Genomic DNA, 18920 nt, shown 5'->3' with positions numbered 1-18920 from the left:
GCGTGTTCTCCACGCTTTCCGACCGGCTGACCACGGTCCTCCAGGGCCTTCGCGGCAAGGGCAAGCTCAGCGACGCCGACATCGACGCCACCGCGCGCGAGATCAGGGTCGCGCTGCTCGAGGCCGACGTCGCGCTGCCCGTTGTGCGCGGCTTCATCGCCAAGGTGAAGGAACGCGCCAAGGGCGCGGAGGTCCACCAGGCGCTGAACCCGGCGCAGCAGGTCGTGAAGATCGTCAACGAGGAGCTCGTCAACGTCCTCGGCGGCGAGACGCGGCGGCTGAACCTCGCGAAGAACCCGCCGTCGGTGATCATGCTGGCGGGTCTGCAGGGTGCCGGTAAGACGACGCTCGCCGGCAAGCTCGCGAAGTGGCTGAAGGGCCAGGGGCACACGCCGCTGCTCGTCGCCGCCGACCTGCAGCGCCCGAACGCCGTCACGCAGCTCCAGGTCGTCGGTGAGCGCGCGGGGGTGCCCGTGTTCGCGCCCGAGCCCGGCAACGGCGTGGGCAACCCCGTCGACGTCTCGCGCCGCGGCATCGCCGAGGCCAAGGCGAAGCAGCACGACATCGTCCTCGTCGACACGGCCGGCCGGCTGGGCGTCGACGAGGAGATGATGCAGCAGGCCGTCGACATCCGGGCCGCGGTCAACCCGGACGAGGTCCTGTTCGTGGTCGACGCCATGGTCGGTCAGGACGCGGTCAACACGGCCACGGCGTTCCGCGACGGCGTCGGGTTCACCGGTGTCGTGCTCACCAAGCTCGACGGCGACGCCCGCGGTGGTGCCGCGCTGTCGGTCCGCGAGATCACCGGCCAGCCGATCCTCTTCGCGTCCAACGGCGAGAAGCTCGAGGACTTCGACGTCTTCCACCCCGACCGGATGGCCTCGCGCATCCTCGGCATGGGCGACGTCCTGACGCTGATCGAGCAGGCCGAGCAGCACTTCGACCAGGAGCAGGCCGAGAAGGCCGCGGCGAAGCTGCACACCGGTCAGCTCACGCTCGAGGACTTCCTGGAGCAGATGCTCGCGATCCGCAAGATGGGCCCGATTGCGAACCTGCTCGGCATGCTGCCCGGCGCCGGGCAGATGAAGGACCAGCTCGCGATGCTGGACGAGAAGCACCTCGACCGCATCCAGGCGATCATCCGCGGCATGACGCCCGCCGAGCGCGACGACCCCAAGATGATCAACGCGTCGCGCCGCCTGCGCATCGCGAACGGCTCGGGCGTCAAGGTCAGCGACGTCAACGACCTGGTCAACCGCTTCTTCGAGGCCCGCAAGATGATGGCGTCGATGGCGGGCCGGATGGGTGGCTACGGCCCCAGCAAGACGCGCAAGGGCAAGAAGGGGAAGAAGGGCAAGGGCGGCCGCGGCCCGACGCCCCCGAAGGTCAAGGGCGGGATGCCCGGCATGTTCCCCGGGATGCCCGGCGGTCTGCCCGGTGGCTTCCCCGGCATGCCCCCCGGTGGCGGCCTGCCCAACCTCGGCGGCGGCATGAACGAGCTCCCGCCCGGCTTCGACCCGTCGAAGTTCAAGTTCGACGGCGACGACAAGAAGAAGTGACCATGCACCTGCGCGGCGTCGTCCTCCCGGACGGCGAGCCGCGAGACCTGTGGGTCGTGAACGGCCGCGTGCGCACCCAGCCCGTGCCGGGATCGCAGACCGTCGTCGACGGCGGCTTCCTCGTGCCGGGCCTGGTCGACGCGCACTGCCACGTCGGCCTGGGCCCGCAGGGCGGCGTGGAGCTGCCCGAGGCCGTCGACCAGGCGCTGACCGACCGCGCCGCGGGCACGTTGCTGATCCGCGACTGCGGCGCGCCGATCGACACCACGCCGTTGCAGGAGCGCCTGGACCTGCCGCGGATCATCCGCGCGGGCCGGCACATCGCCAAGCCGAAGCGCTACATCCCGCACATCGGCGTGGAGATCGAGTCCGACCTGGCCACGGCCGTGGCCGAGCAGGCCGCGTACGGCGACGGCTGGGTGAAGCTCGTCGGCGACTGGATCGACCGGGGCGCGGGCGACCTCGCTCCACTGTGGACGGATGACGAGCTGGCGCAGGCGATCAAGGTCGCCCACGACGCCGGTGCTCGCGTGACGGCTCACGTGTTCGGCGAGGACGCGCTGCCCGGCCTGATCAACGCGGGCATCGACTGCATCGAGCATGGCACCGGCCTGACCGACGACACGATCTCGCTGATGGCCTCCCGAGGCACCGCCCTGGTGCCCACGCTGATCAACATCGAGACGTTCCCCGGCATCGCCGAGAAGGCCGGTAAGTACCCCGCGTACGCGAACCACATGCGCGACCTGCACGCCCGCGTCGCCACGACGGTGTCGTCCGCGATCGAGGCCGGCGTGCCGGTCTACGCGGGCACCGACGCGGGCGGTGGCATCGCGCACGGCCGCATCGTCGACGAGATCGCCGCGCTGCACCGCGTGGGCATGAGCGCCTCGGACGCCATCGGCGCCGCGTCGTGGAACGCCCGCTCCTGGCTGGGTTTCCCCTCGCTGACCGAGGGCGCGGCCGCGGACATCGTGGTCTACGACTCGGACCCCCGCGAGAACCTCGAGGTCCTGCGGTCGCCGCGCATGATCATGCTGAGGGGCCGGGTCTACTAGGCGTTCGCCAAGGCTCCTGCCTGGTACGCACCGCCCTTCTGGTGCGTGATCACGGCCATCCGGTTGGCCGCGTTGATGAGCCCGACCAGGCACACCAGCGCGGCGACCTGCTCGTCGTCGAAGTGCTTGCGGACGTTGTCCCACGTCTCGTCGCTGACGCCGTCGCGGGTGAGCACCGTGCCCTCCTCGGTGAACGCGAGCGCCGCCTGCTCGGCCTCGGTGAACACCGTCGTCTCGCGCCACCCGGCGACGAGGTGCAGCCGCAACGGGTCCTCGCCCGCCGCCACGGCCTCCTTGACGTGCATGTCGAGGCAGAAGCCGCAGCCGTTGAGCTGGCTCGCGCGCAGGCTGACGAGCTCGGCCGTGATCGCGGGCAGCGGCGACTGGTGCACCGCCTGCCCGAGCCCGGCGAACCGCTTCGCGAGCTTGCCGCCGGTCTCGGTGCCGAAGAGGTCGAATCGGGGTTCCATCTGGTTTCCTCCCTCGTGGGCCTTGCTGGACGACCACGAGATGCCGAACCGCTTCTGGCTGTGACACCGCTGCTCTGTGACTCACGCCACTGTCACGCCGGCGGGGTGGGCGGCGTCTCGTGGGGAGACCCGTTTCTGGAGGGGGACCGATGCCGGACGTCGCGACCGACTCGTTCGTCAGCCACCGCAACCTGCTCTTCACGATCGCCTACGAGATGCTCGGCTCGGCCGCCGACGCCGAGGACGTGCTGCAGGAGACGTGGCTCAAGTGGGCGGACGTGGAGCACGACGTGGTCGAGAACCACCGCGCCTACCTGGTCCGCGTCGTCACCCGCCAGGCCCTGACGAGACTGCGCACCCTGGGCCGCCGCAAGGAGTCCTACGTCGGCTCCTGGCTCCCCGAACCCCTGCTGACCGCCCCGGACGTCGCCGAGGACGTGGAACTGGCCGACAGCGTCTCGATGGCGGTGCTGCTGGTCCTCGAAACCCTCACCCCGACCGAACGGGCCGTCTTCGTCCTGCGCGAGGTGTTCGACCTGGACTACGCCGAGATCGCGTCCGCCGTGGACAAGACCCCGGTCGCGGTCCGCCAGATCGCCCACCGCGCCCGCTCGCACGTGGCAGCCCGCCGCCCGCGCGAGGTGGTGACCCAGGCCGAGTCCCGCACCGCCCTGGCCGCGTTCCGGCGGGCCACCGAGACCGGCGACCTCCAGGCGCTGCTGGACCTGCTCGCCCCGGACGTCGTGTTCCTGGGCGACGGCGGCGGCGTGAAGCAGGCCGTGGCACGCCCGGTGGTAGGCGCCTCGAAGGTGGCGCGCATGCTGCTCGGCGGCCTGACCCGCGTGGCCGGCTGGACGATGGAGTCCGCCCAGGTGAACGGCTACCCGGCGCTGGTGTTCAAGTTCGACGGTGAGCTCGACACCGTGGTCGCGGTGCGGATCGAGGGCGGGCTGATCAGCGGCCTGTACGCGGTGCGCAACCCGGCGAAGCTGTCGCACATGGACCAGGAGACGACGCTGCGGCGGTGACGATCACCGCGCCACGAACCGCGCGACACCCTCGCCGACCGCCACGTGCCAGTGCAGGTGCCGGTTGTGCTGCTCGCTGCCGAGCGTGGTGAGCACCTGGCACCCGCCGTGCTGCTCGACGGCCAGCGCCGCGACTTCCTTGACGGTGCCGAGGAGTTCGACGGCCAGGTCGTCGTCGAGGTCGAGCAACGAGGTCACGTGCAGGGTGGGGATCACGATCACGTGGTCGGTGCCGAAGCCGGGGATCGGCGGGCGGAAGGCGAGCGTTCTTCCGGTTTTCGCGAGGACCTCCACGGCCACACGGCCCGGGATCACCTCGTCGCAGTACCAGTCAGGCCCCATGCCGCTCCACGCTAGCCGTGAGCGTCCGGTCTTCGGGGCCTCGTGGACCGCGCTCGGCATGCGTCTGGAGGCGCGGTCCGCGTACGTCCAAACCCGACGCCCGCCATCCCGTTCAACCGCCCGGAAACCCCGCCTCGGACAACGACGCAACGCAGTCCTCGGCGTCACCCACGCTGGTCATCCAGGTTTAGTCCCCGCCGCCCTACGCCGATCCGTTCAACGGAGATAGGACATCCGGCGGGGACCCGATCTGACCATCTTTTGGCCAGACGCTTGGCCCGGTTCCGTCGGTGCCGCAAAGTAACCTCGGATTCGGGGGCGGCAGCGTCCCCCAAGGGGGATCGCGGTCCCCACTCCAAGCGTATCGCGAGGGACCGACAGTGCCCGGTGCCTCTCCACCGCCGATCGCGAGGTGAGCTGATCATGAGGGTGCCGCAGCCGTTTGTTCACCGGCAGGTAGCCGAGGCGTGACTAGATTGCAGAGCGTGAGTGAGCCGGAGTCCCTGGAGCCCAAGCGCGGTTTCCTCGAGAGCGTGCGGGACATCAGCCGCAACCCGGAGCCGGAGCGGGTCGGCCAGCGCTGGGGTTTCGGCGCGTTCCTCCTGGTGGAGGCCGTTTTCATCCTGAGCGCCGTGTTCATCACGGCCGTGGCCAAGCAGTTCGGCGTGAGCCTGTACGACTCGGTGCCGCTGATCATCATCGGCTCGATCGTGCCCACGGTCCTCGCGGCCGGCACCGCCGTCGTCATCACCGTCGTGCGGGGCAACGGTCCCCGGATCGACCTCCGGTTCAGCATGACGAAGGAGGACCTGGCGACCGGGCTCAAGCTCGGCATCCTCGGGCTCGTCCTCACCTACTCCGCCGCCACGGTCTGGGCGAAGGTCGTCGGCGAGCAGAACGCCACGAGCGCCGTCGGCGACCTGTTGAGCGGTGCCAACCTGCCGCTCGCCGCCGCGATCACGATGTTCCTCTACGTCAGTCTCATCGGGCCGGTGTGCGAGGAGATCATCTACCGCGGCCTGCTGTGGGGCGCCGTCGAACGCCAGGGCTGGAGCCGCTGGGCCGCCTTCGGGCTCACGACCGTGATCTTCGCGATCAGCCACTTCGAACCGCTGCGGACGTCGCTGCTGCTCGTCATCGCCATCCCGATCGGCATCGCCCGCCTGATCACCCGCCGGCTCGGCGCGAGCATAGTGGCGCACGTGATGAACAACTTCCTGCCGGGCCTCACGCTCCTGCTCGTCTCCGCCGGGCTCATGTGATGGACCTGAACAGCGACCTCGGCGAGGGGTTCGGCATCTGGAAGCTGGGCGACGACAACGCCCTGCTCACCGTCATCACCAGCGCGAACGTCGCGTGCGGTTTCCACGCCGGCGATCCGTCGACGATGCGCAAGGTGTGTGTGGAGGCCGCGCGCAACGGCGTGCGGATCGGCGCACAGGTGTCCTACCGCGACCTCGCCGGGTTCGGACGGCGTTTCATCGACGCCGACCCCACTGAACTCGCGGACGAGGTGCTCTATCAGATCGGTGCGCTCGACGCGTGTGCGCGAGCAGCAGGCACCGAGGTCGCGTACGTGAAGCCACACGGCGCGCTCTACAACGCGACGGTGCACCACGAGAAGCAGGCCGAAGCGGTGGTCAACGGAGCCAAGGCGTTCAAGGACCTGCCGATCCTCGGACTGCCGGGTTCGCAACTCCTCGCGAAAGCGGCCAAGGCGGGTCTTCGGCCCGTGCAGGAGGCGTTCGCCGACCGCGGTTACACGCCCGAGGGGACCCTCGTGCCGCGCAACCAGCCGAACGCTCTGCTCACCGACACGGCCCAGGTCGTCGAACGCGCCAAGCGGCTCCTCGACGGTGAGCTCGTCGCGGTGGACGGCAGCGTCATCAAGATCGACGCGGAGTCGTTGTGCGTGCACGGCGACACGCCCGGAGCGGTCGAACACGCCCGAGCCGTGCGAGAGGCGCTGGGCACCGTGACGCCGTTCGCCTAGCCCCGATTCGGATCCACCGGCCCCCATCTGGCACAATTGCCCGCTGTCCGTCGTGGTCGGCCCCTCTGCCCGGGCCACGGCCGTGCGAACCATCGACACAGAGCTCTCGAGGAGTACCAGGCCAATGGCCGTCAAGATCAAGCTTCAGCGTCTCGGCAAGATCCGCCAGCCGTACTACCGCATCGTGGTCGCCGACGCGCGCACCCGTCGCGACGGCAAGGCCATCGAGACGATCGGCAAGTACCACCCGAAGGAAGAGCCGTCGTTCATCGCGGTCGACTCCGAGCGCGCGCAGTACTGGCTGGGCGTCGGCGCGCAGCCGACCGAGTCGGTCCAGCGCCTGCTGGAGATCACCGGTGACTGGCAGAAGTTCAAGGGCCTGCCGGGCGCCGAGGGCACGCTGAAGGTCAAGGAGCCCAAGACCTCCAAGGCCGACCTGTTCGCCGCCGCCCTGGCCGCCGCGAACGAGGAGCCGATGACCGAGGCGACCACGCCGAAGAAGAAGGCCGCCAAGAAGGACGACGCGCCCAAGGCTGACGCCGAGGCGACCAAGGACGAGGCGTGAGTTTGTTGGCTGACGCCCTCGAACACCTCGTTCGCGGCATCGTCGACCACCCGGACGACGTCCGGGTGAACCTCGTCACGACCCGCCGCGGCCGCACCCTCGAGGTCCACGTCCACCCGGACGACCTCGGCAAGGTGATCGGTCGTGGCGGTCGCACCGCGACGGCTCTGCGCACCGTGATGGCCGGCATCGGCGGTCGTGGTGTGCGGGTCGACGTCGTCGACACCGACCGCTGAACGAACTTCAAGGGCAAATGGACGTCGTTGTCGGCCGTGTGGCCAAGGCGCACGGGATCACCGGCGAACTCGCCGTCGACGTGCGCACCGATTCACCCGAACTGCGGTTCAAGCTGGGAGCCACGCTCCAGGCGAAGCTGCGCGACGGCACGTCCCGAAGCCTGACCGTGTCAGCCGCCCGGCCTCATGCCGGGCGGCTGCTCGTGCGTTTCGAGGAAGTCGTCACGCGTGACGTCGCCGAGGCGTTGCGCGGCACGTTGCTGCTGGGCAGCACCGACGACCTGCCGCCGACCGACGACCCCGACGAGTTCTACGACCACGAGCTCGAAGGGCTCGCGGCGGAGCACGTCGACGGCACGAGGATCGGCACGGTCAAGGAGATCATCCACGGGCCCGGCGGCGAGCTGCTGGTCGTGCTGATCGACCAGCGCGAGGCGCTGATCCCGTTCGTGCGCGAGATCGTGCCCACTGTGGACGTTCGCGGCGGCCGCGTCGTGATCGACCCGCCAGAGGGTCTCCTCGATGCAGATTGACGTCGTCACGATCTTCCCCGAGTACCTGGCGCCGCTGCGCGCGGCGTTGCTGGGGAAGGCGATCGACAAGGGCCTGATCAGCGTCGGCGTGCACGACCTGCGCGACTGGACCCAGGACGTGCACAAGGCCGTCGACGACAGCCCGTACGGCGGCGGTCCCGGCATGGTCATGAAGGCCGACATCTGGGGTCCCGCGCTCGACGACGTGTGCACGGACTCCACGCGCCTCATCGTGCCGACGCCGGCCGGTCGTCCGTTCACGCAAGCGGTTGCGCACGAGTACGCGACGGAGTCTCACCTCGTGTTCGCGTGTGGCCGCTACGAGGGCATTGACCAGCGTGTGGTCGATGACGCCGCACGGCGCGTGCGCGTCGACGAGGTGTCCATCGGCGACTACGTGCTCGTGGGCGGCGAGGTGGCGGTGCTCGCGATCGTGGAAGCGGTCGCACGGCTGCTGCCCGGCGTGCTCGGCAACCCGAAGTCGCACGCCGAGGACTCGTTCCAGGACGGTCTGCTGGAAGGCCCGAGCTACACGCGGCCGGAGGTGTGGCGCGAGCTCGCGGTGCCGGACGTGCTGCGGTCGGGCAACCACAAGCTGATCAACCGGTGGCGGCGTGACCAGTCACTCGCCCGGACCTTCGACCGGCGCCCCGACCTGCTGGAATCGCTGCCGGACGACGCGTTCGACAAGCACGACCGCGCCTTCCTGGCCCGTCTGCGCGAGGGTGGCGAATAGCCCGATTTCGTTCCGGAGTGCCTGGTCTGGCACACTGGAACAGTTGCCGCAGCCGGTTGTCGTACCGGCATGCGCTCCAAGCCGACCCCCATCATGTCGTGCACAGTCATGGAACATGCTCTGGGGAGTTCACAGACACACGTGAGGACCACCGATGAACATCCTGGACGCACTTGACGCCCAGTCGCTGCGCTCCGACGTCCCGGCCTTTCGCGCCGGTGACACGCTGAAGGTTCACGTCCGCGTCATCGAGGGCTCGCGCGAGCGCGTCCAGGTGTTCCAGGGCGTCGTGATCCGTCGCCAGGGCGGCGGCATCCGCGAGACCTTCACCGTCCGCAAGGTCTCCTTCGGTGTCGGCGTCGAGCGCACCTTCCCGGTGCACTCCCCGAACATCTCCGAGATCGAGGTCGTCACCCGCGGTGACGTGCGTCGCGCCAAGCTGTACTACCTGCGCGAGCTGCGCGGCAAGGCCGCCAAGATCAAGGAGAAGCGCGAGGCCCGTCCGGTCTCCTGACCGGTGGCTTCGAGCCCAGAAGACTTCGAGGACGCCTCCGCACCGGATGAACCGGAGCGGGGGCGTACTCCTGTCTGGAGAGATGTTCTCTACGTCGTCGTGACCGCCGTCGTGCTGACGGTGCTGATCCAGGCGTTCGTGGTGCGGGTCTACGTGATCCCCTCGGCGTCGATGGAGCGCACGCTGCACGGCTGCACCGGTTGTGAGAACGACAGGGTGCTGGTCGACAAGATCGTCTACCGCTTCGGCGACATCGCGCCGGGCGAGGTGGTCGTCTTCCGCGGCCCCGAGGCGTGGACCAACAACGACTTCCGCACCGCGCCGTCGACGAACCCCGTCGCGCGTCTCGTGCAGAACGTCGGGTCGCTGCTGGGCATCTCGCCCGCGAACGAACGCGACTTCGTCAAGCGCGTGATCGCCCTTCCCGGTCAGACGGTGATGTGCTGCGACGAGCAGCACCGCGTCGTCGTGGACGGCAAACCGCTCGACGAGCCCTATGTGTACTGGCAGCCGGGAACCTCGCCCGCGAACCACGAGCCGTTCGCCCCGGTGCGCGTGCCGGATGGACGGTTGTTCGTGATGGGCGACAACCGGATGAACTCCACCGACTCGCGCAAACAGGGCGGCGGGGGCGTAGCGGGCACCGTGCCCGTCGAGAACGTCATCGGCAAAGCCCGGTACGTCGTGTTCCCGAAAGATCGTTGGAGTGTTGTGTCGGATCACAACCCGCAGCCCCTAGGCTGATCTCGTGGTTGACGTCGATCCAGAGCACACGCCGTCCAGCGACGAGCCCAGTTCGGACGCTTCGGATAAAGCTTCGAAGAAGAAGAAAAAGGGCAACTTCTGGAAAGAGCTGCCCGTCCTCATCGTGGTGGCGTTCGGCCTCGCGATCCTCATCCAGGTCTTCCTCGGCCGCGTCTACATGATCCCGTCGGAGTCCATGGAGACGACGCTGCACGGGTGCACGGACTGCTACGGCGACCGCGTGCTCGTCGACAAGGTCACCTTCCGCTTCACCGAACCCGCGCCCGGCGACGTGATCGTGTTCCGCGGGCCGCCGTCGTGGCAGAACGACTTCGTCTCCGCGGAGCCCGGCAACCCGATCTCGGAGGGCCTGTCGTGGCTCGGGTCGCTGATCGGGCTGCCGTCGGCGAACGAGGAGGACTTCGTCAAGCGCGTGATCGCCGTCGGCGGGCAGACCGTGAAGTGCTGCGACGAGCAGAACCGCGTGACGGTGGACGGCAAGCCGCTCGACGAGCCGTACAAGCACTTCGACGAGGGCGTGCCGGCCGAGCAGGAGTCGTTCGAGGAGCTCAAGATCCCGGACGGGATGCTGTTCGTGCTCGGCGACAACCGCAACCACTCGTGCGACTCGCGGTGCCAGGGGCAGGGCGGGCTCAACGGGCTCGTGCCGGTGGCCGACGTGATCGGCAAGGCGCGCGTGATCGTGCTGCCCCCGTCGAGGTGGGGCGGGGTGTCGGACCACAACCCGCAGGTCGTCTCGATGGGTGCGCCGGGATGGCAGGAGAGCGTGCCGATGGGCCTCGGTATCGTCGCGGCGTGGCCGCTTCTGCTGCTCGGACGTCGAGTGCGAGACCGATTCCGCCGATGACCATGCTCTTACCGCCCCGCGCGGTGGTGCGGGGGTCCGCGGGGAACTGGGCGCTGCAGAGCACGCTGGAGCGCAGGGGACTGGGGCCTGTCGCCGGCGTGGACGAGGCGGGCCGTGGTCCGTGCGCGGGGCCGTTGGTGATCGCGGCGTGCGTACTTCGACCGGGTGATGCTTCGCGGTTCGAGGGCCTGAACGACTCGAAGCTGATGACGGCGGCGGCGCGCGACAGGATGTACGACCTGGTGCTCAAGCGCGCGCTCGACCACTCGGTGATCGTCGTGCCGCCCGCCGACATCGACTGGCTGGGCATCCACGTCATGAACATCGAGGGCATGCGGCGCGCGGTGGCGCAGATGTCGACGCACCCCGGCTACGTGCTGACGGACGGCTTCAAGGTGCCGGGGATGCCCGCGCCGAACGTGGCGGTGCTCAAGGGCGACCAGGCCGCGGCGTGCGTGGCGGCGGCATCGGTGCTGGCCAAGGTCACGCGCGACCGGATTATGGCCGACCTGCACGAGCGTCATCCCCAGTACGGGTTCAACGTGCACAAGGGGTACTGCACGCCCGACCACACGGCCGCGCTGATGGAGCACGGGCCGTGTGCGGAGCATCGGTGGTCGTATGTAAATGTGGCAGCGGCGGCTGCCAAGCACGGTCTCGCCGCGCCGCACAGGGTGGCGCGCGCCACGACCGCGACGGCCGTGGTCCAGAATGAGGCAGCCCCGGCTGATGCCGGGGAGCTCGCGACGAGGGAGGGCGCGGAGCAGATGATGACCCGCGCGGAGGCGTAATGAGTGCAGAGGATCTCGAGAAGTACGAGACCGAGATGGAGCTGTCGCTGTACAAGGAGTACCGCGACATAGTCAGCCAGTTCTCGTTCGTCGTGGAGACCGAACGTCGTTTCTACCTGGCCAACTCGGTGGACGTGCAGGTGCGCAACGCCGACGGCGAGGTGTACTTCGAGGTGCGCATGTCGGACGCGTGGGTGTGGGACATGTACCGCCCCGCGAGGTTCGTCAAGAACGTTCGTGTCATCACGTTCAAGGACGTGAACGTGGAGGAGCTGGACAAGCCGGACCTGCGCTTGCCGGAGAGCGGGCCGTTCCCGAGCTGAGCGCGGCGGGTCCACCTCCGCTCGACGTGTGCGGTTGCCGGCCGCGTGGTCCCGTGTCACGGGTGCGGGACCACGCGGCCGGCACGCGTCTGTCCCACGCGGTTCGAGGCCTGCTGCCGAGGCGTTCCTCGCTCGTGCGGGCCGGCCGCGCGGTCTTCTAGCACACCCCACCGACAACTCCGCCGTTCCAAGATCGACAACGGCCGACTTGTCCACAGCCGCCGAGTTGTCCACAGATTCCCCTCGGCCCCACCCGCCACCCCGCCCCACCCCGCAAGGTCGTATCCAACGACCCGCAGGGAGGCGAGGCAGTGGTGGTGGCACGGGCACTGGTCGAGACCAGGCAGCAGGAGCTGGGGCGTCAGGGCGAGGAGCTGGCGTGCAGGTACCTGGAGGGGCAGGGCCTGGCGGTCCTGTCGCGGAACTGGACGTGCCGCGACGGTGAGCTCGACGTCGTGGCGGTGGAGGGCGGCCGCCTGGTCGTCTGCGAGGTCAAGACGCGGTCCGGTCCTGTCTGGGGCCGTCCGGACGAGGCCGTGGACGCGGACAAGCTGTCCCGCCTGCGCCGCACGGCGCTGCGGTGGCTGGCCGCGCACGGCGTCGGCTGGTGCAACGTCCGCGTCGACCTGATCTCGGTCACGTGGCCGCCGGACGGCGAAGCGCGCCTGCAACACCTGCGGGGAGCCTGAGATGGCTCTGGCGCACGCGTGGTCGGTCGCTCTCTACGGCGTCGACGGGCTGGCTGTCGAGATCGAGGCCGACGTGGGCACGGGCCAGCCGCGCACCCATCTCCTCGGGCTTCCCGACGCGGCCCTGCACGAGTCGAAGGAGCGCGTGAAGGCCGCTGTCCGCAACAGCGAGGAGGAGTGGCCGAAGCAGCGCATCGTGCTGGGCCTGTCGCCGGCGAACCTGCCGAAGGGCGGCAGCAGCTACGACCTCGCGATCGCCTGCGCCACCCTGGCCGCGGCGGGCTCGGTCCCGCCGGAGCGCCTCGTCACGACGGTCCTGCTGGGCGAACTGGCGCTGGACGGCCGCGTCCGCGCGATCCGCGGCGTCCTGCCGTCGTTGCTGGCGGCCAGGCGCGCGGGCCTGACGACGGCGGTGGTCCCGGTCGACTCGCTGCCCGAGGCATCGCTGGTCGACGGCATGGAGATTCACGGCGCGCACACCCTGGCCGAGGTCCTGGCCTGGCTGAGGGCGGAGGCGACGACGCTCGCGGCACCCCCACCCGTGGACGACCTACCCCTGCCGGCGGTCCCCGACCTGGCCGACGTGGTGGGTCAGCCGGAAGCGCGCTGGGCCCTGGAGGTGGCTGCCGCGGGAGCCCACCACCTGCTGCTGTCGGGTCCGCCCGGCACGGGCAAGACGATGCTCGCCGAACGCCTGCCGGGCCTGCTCCCACCCCTGACCCGCCAGGAGGCCCTGGCCGTCACGGCGGTCCACTCGGTGGCGGGCGTCCTGTCGTCCGGCTACCCGCTCGTGGCCACGCCACCGTTCGTCAACGTGCACCACACGACGTCGATGGCGGCCCTGATCGGCGGCGGCAGCGGCATGGCGAAGCCGGGCGCCGCCTCCCGGGCCCACCGCGGAGTGCTGTTCCTCGACGAGGCCTGCGAGTTCGGCCAGAAGACGATCGACACGCTCCGCACCGCGCTGGAGGAAGGCGAGGTCCGCATCCCGCGCCGCGACGGCATCGCCCGCTACCCGGCCCGCTTCCAGCTGATCCTCGCCACCAACCCGTGCCCGTGCGCGCCGCCGAAGGAGATCGACTGCGTCTGCACGCCCACGGTCCGGCGTCGTTACCAGTCCCGCCTGTCCGGCCCGCTGCTCGACCGGGTCGACCTCCGGGTGCGCATGAGAGCCACCACGGCCATGTCGAACGCCGACGCGTCCCCACCGGAACCGACGGCCGTGGTCCGCGAACGAGTCCTGAAGGCCCGCTCCAGAGCCGCCACCCGCTGGCAGGCCCACGGCCACACCTGGCCCACCAACGCCCAGGTGCCGGGCCCGGCCCTGCGCCGCGAGTTCGCCCTGCCCCGCCCCACCACGGCGCTACTGGACCGAGCCCTGGCCACCGGCGCCCTGACGGGAAGGGGAGCCGACCGTTGCCTGCGCGTCGCCTGGACCCTGGCCGACCTGGCCGAGGCCGACCGGCCGACGTCCGACCACGTGGCAGCGGCCCTGAACTTCCGAGAACGCCGAGCCCCCACCCCCTGACCCTGTGCCCGCCAAGCCGCCGGGCCCGGAGCACCGAGCCTCGACTCCGGTCCCGGCTCCCAGCCGAGCGGGCGCCTGCCCCCTCGCAGGCGCCCGCTCACCCGAGCCGCCGGGCGCGGAGCCCCACTCCCACTCCGCGCCCGGCACCCGAACCCCGGACGCCGCCCACCCCAACCGGCGGTCGTCCGGCCCAGGAGCGGGCCGCTCGACCCCTTCCCAGGAGCGGCCCGCTCCCTCCCGCAGTCCCGACCAAGGAGCCAGACCATGACCGCACTCCTCGCCCACGCGACCCCCGCACGCCTTCCTCTGTCGTGCACAGTCCGAAGGCGCTCCGCAGGCCTCAGCCCACCGACCCCCTGGCGCCCCGACCCGTGGCACCGCTGGCTGCCCTGGTGGTGGCTCCGATGACCACACCACCCGCCCCGCCTCATGCGCCCTCACGCGCCGACACCGTTCGCCTGGCCAGGGCCTACCTGTCCCGCGTCGCCGAGCCGTACCCGGCGGCGTTGGCGGCGCTGGTCGCCCAGGTCGGCCCGGTCGAGGCCGCGGAGCTGGTGCGCGCGGGCGAGGTCTCGCCGTCCGTCGCCAGCCAGACCTCGGCGCGGCGGGCCGAGGAACGCGCCCACGAGGACCTCGAGCGGATCGCCAAGATCGGTGGGCGGTTGGTCGTTCCCGAGGACGACGAGTGGCCCAGGTGGCCGTTCGTCGCGTTCGGGGTCGCGGCACAGCGGTGTGGCGGCGAGCCGCTGGCGTTGTGGGTGCGGGGCCCGCACGACCTCGCCGAGGTGTCCGAGAAGGCGGTGGCGGTGGTCGGCTCCCGGGCTGCCAGCGGCTACGGCGAGCACGTCGCCGGCGAGTTCGCGTTCGGACTGGCGCAGGCCGGCGTGACGGTGGTGTCCGGCGCCGCCTACGGAATCGACGGCGCTGCTCACCGCGGCGCGCTCGGCGCCGCCGGGCTCACCGTCGCGGTCTTGGCGTGCGGCGTGGATTGCGCTTACCCCGCCGGACATCAGGGTCTGCTGGCCAAGATCTCGCGGGAGGGCCTCGTCGTCAGCGAGTACCCGCCGGGAGTCACGCCGGCGCGGCACCGGTTCCTCACCCGCAACCGGCTCATCGCGGCGCTGGGCGGCGGCACGGTCGTCGTCGAGGCAGGGCGCCGCAGCGGAGCCAAGAACACCGCCGCCATCACCCTGGCCCTCGGCCGACCGCTGATGGTGGTGCCGGGCCCGGTGACGTCCGCCAGCTCGGCCGGATGCCACGAGCTGCTGCGCGACGGGCAGGCGGAGCCGGTCAGCTCCGTGGCCGAGATCGTCGAGTCGGTCGGCCGGTTCGGCGACGACCTGGCCACCGAGCCCACCGAGAAGGACAGCGCGCTCGGGGCGCCGCAGGGCGAGGCCATGCGCGTCTACGAGGCCCTGGGGCGGCGGTGCGGTGTCAGCGACGAACTCGTGTCGGTCGAGTCCGGGGTGCCGCTGGAACGGGTGCGGGCACTGCTGCCCGAGCTGGAGCTCGCCGGGTTGGCGCTGCAGGTCGACGGCGGCTGGCAGAAGGTGGAGGTGAGGTGATCACGACGACCTGAAGGTCCATTGTGGACGGAAGGCCGGCGTCGCCGCGACTACCAATGCGGGGAGGATCGACCAGAACCTGAGGCCGAAGTCCGTCGCGATCCACGCGGCGATGGCGGGCGGCTTCTGCTGCTGCCGGGGTGCGGAAGCCCGCCGCTGCTACGGCTTGCGGGCCGGTTCCTGCTTGCGCGCGGGCTGGTCGCTGGCGGCTGATTGCAGGCGGGCTGATTGCAGGCGGGCTCGCGTCCGGCGGCCTGGTTGTAGGCGGGCTCGCGTCCGGCGGGGTGGTCGCCGGTGGGCTGGTCGCGGTCGCGCAGCGCCAGGGCGACGAGCGCGTCATCGGCCAGGTCGGCGGCCAGGGCAGCGGCCGGGTCGCCCTCGCGACGATGTCGCCCAGGCCGAAGTCCGGCGGGGCCGTCCTGGGGCCTGGCGTCGGCGGCGTCCGGTCTGCCTCGGGTTCTGCAGGTCCGGGGAGGCGACGATGCCGAAGGCGGGCAGCCCCTCGGGGCGATCTTCCGCGCTGCACGGCGGCCGGTTGATCGGCTGTTCGGACGGTGGTTATCGCTACCGCCACTACTCCGAAAGGTGATCTGTGCGGGCCGCTTCGGCCCTGGTCGTCACAGGGAGTTGAGACGTGGTGGCCTTCACGATCATGAGAGCGCTCCCAAATGGCGCGGGGGTGTGGCGATACTTGACCAATCGCCCCGACTGGCGCAGCGTCTTGGCCTATGTCCCCGCCGCCGCATGGTCGGACACGCCGTGTCGATCTCGTTCGCCTGCGCGAAAAACTGCCCTCGGGCGTTTCGGAGGCGTTGCGGCAGTACGAGCGGCATCTGATGTTGGAACGCGATCTGTCGCCGCACACGGTGCGTGCTTACATCGGTGATGCCGTCGCGTTGCTCGGACATGTCGCCGGGAATAGTCCTGATGAAGCCGATGTGGGCCGAATCGACCTGACGAATCTGCGGTCTTGGCTTGCCGCGCAACGCACTGCCGGTGCCAGCCGCACGACGCTCGCGCGCCGGGCCGCTGCCGCGCGGGCGTTCACGGCGTGGGCGCATCGCGCCGGTCATCTGCCGGTCGATCCCGGGCCGCGGCTGGCTGCGCCCAGGCCCCATCGGACGTTGCCGTCCGTGTTGCGCGAAGACCAGGCGAAGGACGCGATGGCCGCCGTATCCTCTGGCGCGTCCGAGGGGGATCCGGTTGCGCTGCGTGATCAGGCCGTGGTGGAGTTGCTGTACGCCACAGGTATCCGCGTGGCCGAACTCTGTGGTCTTGATCTCGACGACGTGGACTACTCCCTGAGGGTGATTCGAGTTCTGGGCAAAGGTGGACGCGAACGCAGCACGCCGTTCGGCGTGCCGGCCGAGCGAGCGCTGCGTCGGTGGCTGGACGAGGGGCGAAACGCCCTGGTAGCACCGGATTCGCCGCCGGCGGTGTTCCTCGGTGCCCGGGGTGGCCGGCTGAACCAGCGGGCCGTCCGCACACTTGTTCACGAGGTCGTCGCCGTGGTGCCGGACGCGCCGGACATCGGGCCGCACGGGTTGCGCCACTCCGCCGCGACCCATTTGCTGGAAGGAGGAGCGGACCTGCGCACCGTCCAAGAACTGCTTGGTCACGCTACGCTCGCAACGACTCAGCTTTACACACACGTCACTGTCGAACGGCTGAAGGCGATCCATGACCGAACCCACCCCCGTTCCTGACGCCGCAGGGGGAGGATCGCGTACGGCGACCGTGCCCCCTGACCCCGTCCTGCCCGCACCGGCTTCGAAGCAGGCGAGCAACGGGCACCGTCAGAACGGCGCGCCGTGCACCGAGGCGAGCTCAGAGCCCGGTGCCGACACGCAGGTCAACGGCGCGCCCGCGGGCGCCCAGACCGCGGTGACGCGTGCGGACGTCCGGTCGGGTGACGACGTCGAGGCCGGCATCGTCGCCCTGTGGCGCAGCTACGGCGAGTCCCGCGACCAGGGCCAGCGCGACCGGCTGGTGCTGCACTACGCGCCGCTGGTCAAGTACGTCGCCGGCCGGGTCGGCACCGGCCTGCCCGCGCACGTCGACGTGGCCGACCTGATCCAGTCCGGCATCTTCGGCCTGGTCGACGCGATCGAGAAGTTCGAGCCGGAACGCGGTCTCAAGTTCGAGACCTACGCCATGCAGCGCATCCGCGGCGCGATCCTCGACGACCTGCGCTCCCAGGACTGGGTGCCGCGCTCGGTCCGCAGCCGCGCCCGCGACGTGGAACGAGCCCTCGAACGCCTCGGCGCCAAGCTGCAGCGCACGCCCACCGACCGCGAGCTCGCCGCAGAGCTCAAGATCGGCCTGGCCGAGCTGCGCGAGCTCTACGGCCAGCTGCAGCTCACCAGCGTCGTGGCCCTGGACGAGCTGATCGCGCCGAACAAGGGCGGCTCCTCCCTCGCCGAGTCGTTGCCCGACGACGCCGCCGAGGACCCGGTGGCGAGCCTCGTCGACCAGGACAGCCGCCGCCAGCTGGCCGACGCCATCGCCCAGCTCGCCGAACGCGACCGCGTGGTCGTGACCCTGTACTACTTCGAGAACCTGACCCTCGCCGAGATCGGCAAGGTCCTCGGCGTGACCGAGTCCAGGGTCTGCCAGCTGCACACCCGCGCCGTCCTGCGCCTGCGCACCAAGCTCAACGAGCAGTCCGAGGCCTGACCGCGCCTCCTCCCTCCACCGCAACCCGGCGCGTGCCGGGCTGCTCGAAAGCGGCACCGAAAAACCGTGTGTGCCTCACATCTGGGGTTTGAGGCCTCCTTTCCGACCCCTTTCGGGGTGAATTCACTCGAACGGGTGGCACCCGGAATTCCCGGGCACGCCGCGTGCCCGATCGGGCATCGCGAAGGCCGGCGAGCTGTCGGCGGGATCGCCACGAAGATCCGCATGGCGAATGTTTCCGGCGTTGGGGTCTCGGGCGCCGGAATGAGCGGATGACTGGCTGAGCGGGTGATGGCCTGCGATCGATGAGCCGGTTGTGCTGCGCCGAGGCGCGGATTGCAGCGGGCCGGCCGGGAAAACGAAGATCGGGTCGGCCGAGCAGTCGTGAATGTCGCGCGCCTCCGAGGCTGTGTCGAGCGGCTAGATCAAGTGGTCTGGAATCGGGCGCCTTCATCAGCGGTCGGAAGATGCAAAGGCCGGCTCAGGCTGAATGCGGAAGACAGCGGGTGAAAAGGGGCTGCCTACGGCTGAAGGGGCCTTCTGCGGCTGAGGGGGCCGACGAGGCCGTGGAGGAGGCCGGTCGGGAGGCAGGACTTCGTGGCCTCCCGACCGACCTCGGGCGCTCGCGGCGCGCGATGTAGGGGCGCGCCGTTCAACCGGGCCGCCCGGGACGGCGGGAGCGCCGGGGGAGCGCCGCGCGGC

The 18920-nt window shown here is 70.4% G+C and carries 21 protein-coding genes; 19 read left to right on the top strand and 2 right to left on the bottom strand.

Annotated features, from left to right (window positions below):
- Positions 1–2 precede the first annotated feature (2 nt).
- Complete coding sequence (ffh, locus tag ACFWV3_RS13040) at positions 3–1559, top strand: signal recognition particle protein (protein WP_382411295.1); 1557 nt, start codon at positions 3–5, stop codon at positions 1557–1559.
- 2 nt (positions 1560–1561) lie between these two features.
- Positions 1562–2617, top strand: coding sequence for an amidohydrolase family protein (locus tag ACFWV3_RS13035; protein ID WP_382411336.1), 1056 nt, complete (start codon positions 1562–1564; stop codon positions 2615–2617).
- On the opposite strand, the gene ACFWV3_RS13030 is transcribed toward ACFWV3_RS13035, so the two are convergent.
- Positions 2614–3087: a carboxymuconolactone decarboxylase family protein gene (locus ACFWV3_RS13030; protein ID WP_382411294.1), complete on the bottom strand. Its 474-nt coding sequence runs from the start codon at positions 3085–3087 to the stop codon at positions 2614–2616. The two genes, ACFWV3_RS13035 and ACFWV3_RS13030, sit on opposite strands and share 4 nt — an antisense overlap.
- 149 nt (positions 3088–3236) lie before the next feature.
- On the opposite strand from ACFWV3_RS13030, the gene ACFWV3_RS13025 reads away from it, so the two are divergent.
- Entirely contained in the window at positions 3237–4115 is an 879-nt protein-coding gene (locus ACFWV3_RS13025) for an RNA polymerase sigma-70 factor (protein ID WP_382411293.1), read from the top strand.
- Positions 4116–4118: 3 nt separating this feature from the next.
- Here ACFWV3_RS13025 and ACFWV3_RS13020 read toward each other — a convergent pair whose 3' ends face one another.
- Positions 4119–4457 (bottom strand): HIT domain-containing protein, encoded by a 339-nt coding sequence (locus ACFWV3_RS13020; protein ID WP_382411292.1) that lies wholly within the window; start codon positions 4455–4457, stop codon positions 4119–4121.
- Positions 4458–4942: 485 nt separating this feature from the next.
- Between ACFWV3_RS13020 and ACFWV3_RS13015 the strand changes: the two genes are divergently transcribed.
- The 16 genes from ACFWV3_RS13015 (at position 4943) to ACFWV3_RS12940 (ending at position 18218) form a co-directional block, all read left to right on the top strand.
- Positions 4943–5719 carry a CPBP family intramembrane glutamic endopeptidase gene (locus ACFWV3_RS13015; RefSeq protein ID WP_382411291.1) on the top strand — a complete coding sequence of 259 codons (777 nt, stop codon included), beginning with the start codon at positions 4943–4945 and terminating at the stop codon, positions 5717–5719.
- Positions 5719–6450, top strand: coding sequence for a LamB/YcsF family protein (locus ACFWV3_RS13010; RefSeq protein WP_382411290.1), 732 nt, complete (start codon positions 5719–5721; stop codon positions 6448–6450). Before ACFWV3_RS13015 ends, ACFWV3_RS13010 begins: the two co-directional genes overlap by 1 nt.
- A gap of 124 nt (positions 6451–6574) precedes the next feature.
- The gene (gene rpsP, locus ACFWV3_RS13005; RefSeq protein WP_382411289.1) at positions 6575–7015 is read left to right on the top strand and encodes a 30S ribosomal protein S16; all 441 of its coding nucleotides are present in this window, start codon (positions 6575–6577) and stop codon (positions 7013–7015) included.
- Positions 7012–7251 carry an RNA-binding protein gene (locus ACFWV3_RS13000; RefSeq protein ID WP_030468017.1) on the top strand — a complete coding sequence of 80 codons (240 nt, stop codon included), beginning with the start codon at positions 7012–7014 and terminating at the stop codon, positions 7249–7251. The genes rpsP and ACFWV3_RS13000 overlap by 4 nt, the downstream gene beginning before the upstream one ends.
- 17 nt (positions 7252–7268) lie before the next feature.
- A complete protein-coding gene (rimM, locus tag ACFWV3_RS12995) occupies positions 7269–7784 on the top strand; it encodes a ribosome maturation factor RimM (protein WP_382411288.1) in 516 nt (171 codons plus the stop codon).
- Positions 7774–8520, top strand: coding sequence for a tRNA (guanosine(37)-N1)-methyltransferase TrmD (gene trmD / locus ACFWV3_RS12990; RefSeq protein WP_382411287.1), 747 nt, complete (start codon positions 7774–7776; stop codon positions 8518–8520). The genes rimM and trmD overlap by 11 nt, the downstream gene beginning before the upstream one ends.
- A 154-nt stretch (positions 8521–8674) precedes the next feature.
- Positions 8675–9034: a 50S ribosomal protein L19 gene (gene rplS / locus ACFWV3_RS12985; RefSeq protein ID WP_090051001.1), complete on the top strand. Its 360-nt coding sequence runs from the start codon at positions 8675–8677 to the stop codon at positions 9032–9034.
- Positions 9035–9133: 99 nt separating this feature from the next.
- Positions 9134–9778 (top strand): signal peptidase I, encoded by a 645-nt coding sequence (lepB, locus tag ACFWV3_RS12980; protein WP_382411286.1) that lies wholly within the window; start codon positions 9134–9136, stop codon positions 9776–9778.
- A 4-nt stretch (positions 9779–9782) separates the two neighbouring features.
- Positions 9783–10646 carry a signal peptidase I gene (lepB, locus tag ACFWV3_RS12975; protein WP_382411285.1) on the top strand — a complete coding sequence of 288 codons (864 nt, stop codon included), beginning with the start codon at positions 9783–9785 and terminating at the stop codon, positions 10644–10646.
- Positions 10643–11437 carry a ribonuclease HII gene (locus ACFWV3_RS12970; protein ID WP_382411284.1) on the top strand — a complete coding sequence of 265 codons (795 nt, stop codon included), beginning with the start codon at positions 10643–10645 and terminating at the stop codon, positions 11435–11437. The genes lepB (ACFWV3_RS12975) and ACFWV3_RS12970 overlap by 4 nt, the downstream gene beginning before the upstream one ends.
- Entirely contained in the window at positions 11437–11760 is a 324-nt protein-coding gene (locus tag ACFWV3_RS12965; protein WP_030479657.1) for a DUF2469 domain-containing protein, read from the top strand. The genes ACFWV3_RS12970 and ACFWV3_RS12965 overlap by 1 nt, the downstream gene beginning before the upstream one ends.
- 317 nt (positions 11761–12077) lie before the next feature.
- Complete coding sequence (locus ACFWV3_RS12960) at positions 12078–12449, top strand: YraN family protein (protein ID WP_382411283.1); 372 nt, start codon at positions 12078–12080, stop codon at positions 12447–12449.
- Between the two features lies 1 nt (position 12450).
- Positions 12451–13977: a YifB family Mg chelatase-like AAA ATPase gene (locus ACFWV3_RS12955; protein ID WP_382411282.1), complete on the top strand. Its 1527-nt coding sequence runs from the start codon at positions 12451–12453 to the stop codon at positions 13975–13977.
- 404 nt (positions 13978–14381) lie between these two features.
- Positions 14382–15542: a DNA-processing protein DprA gene (dprA, locus tag ACFWV3_RS12950; protein ID WP_382411281.1), complete on the top strand. Its 1161-nt coding sequence runs from the start codon at positions 14382–14384 to the stop codon at positions 15540–15542.
- A gap of 728 nt (positions 15543–16270) precedes the next feature.
- Positions 16271–17248 (top strand): tyrosine recombinase XerC, encoded by a 978-nt coding sequence (locus tag ACFWV3_RS12945; protein ID WP_382411280.1) that lies wholly within the window; start codon positions 16271–16273, stop codon positions 17246–17248.
- Positions 17223–18218 (top strand): FliA/WhiG family RNA polymerase sigma factor, encoded by a 996-nt coding sequence (locus ACFWV3_RS12940; RefSeq protein ID WP_382411279.1) that lies wholly within the window; start codon positions 17223–17225, stop codon positions 18216–18218. Before ACFWV3_RS12945 ends, ACFWV3_RS12940 begins: the two co-directional genes overlap by 26 nt.
- The last annotated feature ends 702 nt before the right edge of the window (positions 18219–18920 follow it).

It is taken from the genome of Lentzea sp. NPDC059081 (genome assembly GCF_042738015.1).
Lineage (GTDB): Bacteria > Actinomycetota > Actinomycetes > Mycobacteriales > Pseudonocardiaceae > Lentzea.
The sequence above is the reverse complement of the archived record's forward strand: the minus strand, read 5'-3'. Positions and strand labels throughout refer to the sequence as shown.

Excerpts from the sequence above, each read along its gene's own strand:
- ACFWV3_RS13035 (WP_382411336.1), top strand. The coding sequence starts at position 1,562 with ATGCACCTGCGCGGCGTCGTCCTCCCGGACGGCGAGCCGCGAGACCTG.
- ACFWV3_RS13030 (WP_382411294.1), bottom strand. The coding sequence starts at position 3,087 with ATGGAACCCCGATTCGACCTCTTCGGCACCGAGACCGGCGGCAAGCTC.
- ACFWV3_RS13025 (WP_382411293.1), top strand. The coding sequence starts at position 3,237 with ATGCCGGACGTCGCGACCGACTCGTTCGTCAGCCACCGCAACCTGCTC.
- ACFWV3_RS13020 (WP_382411292.1), bottom strand. The coding sequence starts at position 4,457 with ATGGGGCCTGACTGGTACTGCGACGAGGTGATCCCGGGCCGTGTGGCC.
- ACFWV3_RS13010 (WP_382411290.1), top strand. The coding sequence starts at position 5,719 with ATGGACCTGAACAGCGACCTCGGCGAGGGGTTCGGCATCTGGAAGCTG.
- rpsP (WP_382411289.1), top strand. The coding sequence starts at position 6,575 with ATGGCCGTCAAGATCAAGCTTCAGCGTCTCGGCAAGATCCGCCAGCCG.
- rimM (WP_382411288.1), top strand. The coding sequence starts at position 7,269 with ATGGACGTCGTTGTCGGCCGTGTGGCCAAGGCGCACGGGATCACCGGC.
- trmD (WP_382411287.1), top strand. The coding sequence starts at position 7,774 with ATGCAGATTGACGTCGTCACGATCTTCCCCGAGTACCTGGCGCCGCTG.
- rplS (WP_090051001.1), top strand. The coding sequence starts at position 8,675 with ATGAACATCCTGGACGCACTTGACGCCCAGTCGCTGCGCTCCGACGTC.
- ACFWV3_RS12970 (WP_382411284.1), top strand. The coding sequence starts at position 10,643 with ATGACCATGCTCTTACCGCCCCGCGCGGTGGTGCGGGGGTCCGCGGGG.
- ACFWV3_RS12965 (WP_030479657.1), top strand. The coding sequence starts at position 11,437 with ATGAGTGCAGAGGATCTCGAGAAGTACGAGACCGAGATGGAGCTGTCG.
- ACFWV3_RS12955 (WP_382411282.1), top strand. The coding sequence starts at position 12,451 with ATGGCTCTGGCGCACGCGTGGTCGGTCGCTCTCTACGGCGTCGACGGG.
- dprA (WP_382411281.1), top strand. The coding sequence starts at position 14,382 with ATGACCACACCACCCGCCCCGCCTCATGCGCCCTCACGCGCCGACACC.
- ACFWV3_RS12945 (WP_382411280.1), top strand. The coding sequence starts at position 16,271 with ATGTCCCCGCCGCCGCATGGTCGGACACGCCGTGTCGATCTCGTTCGC.
- ACFWV3_RS12940 (WP_382411279.1), top strand. The coding sequence starts at position 17,223 with ATGACCGAACCCACCCCCGTTCCTGACGCCGCAGGGGGAGGATCGCGT.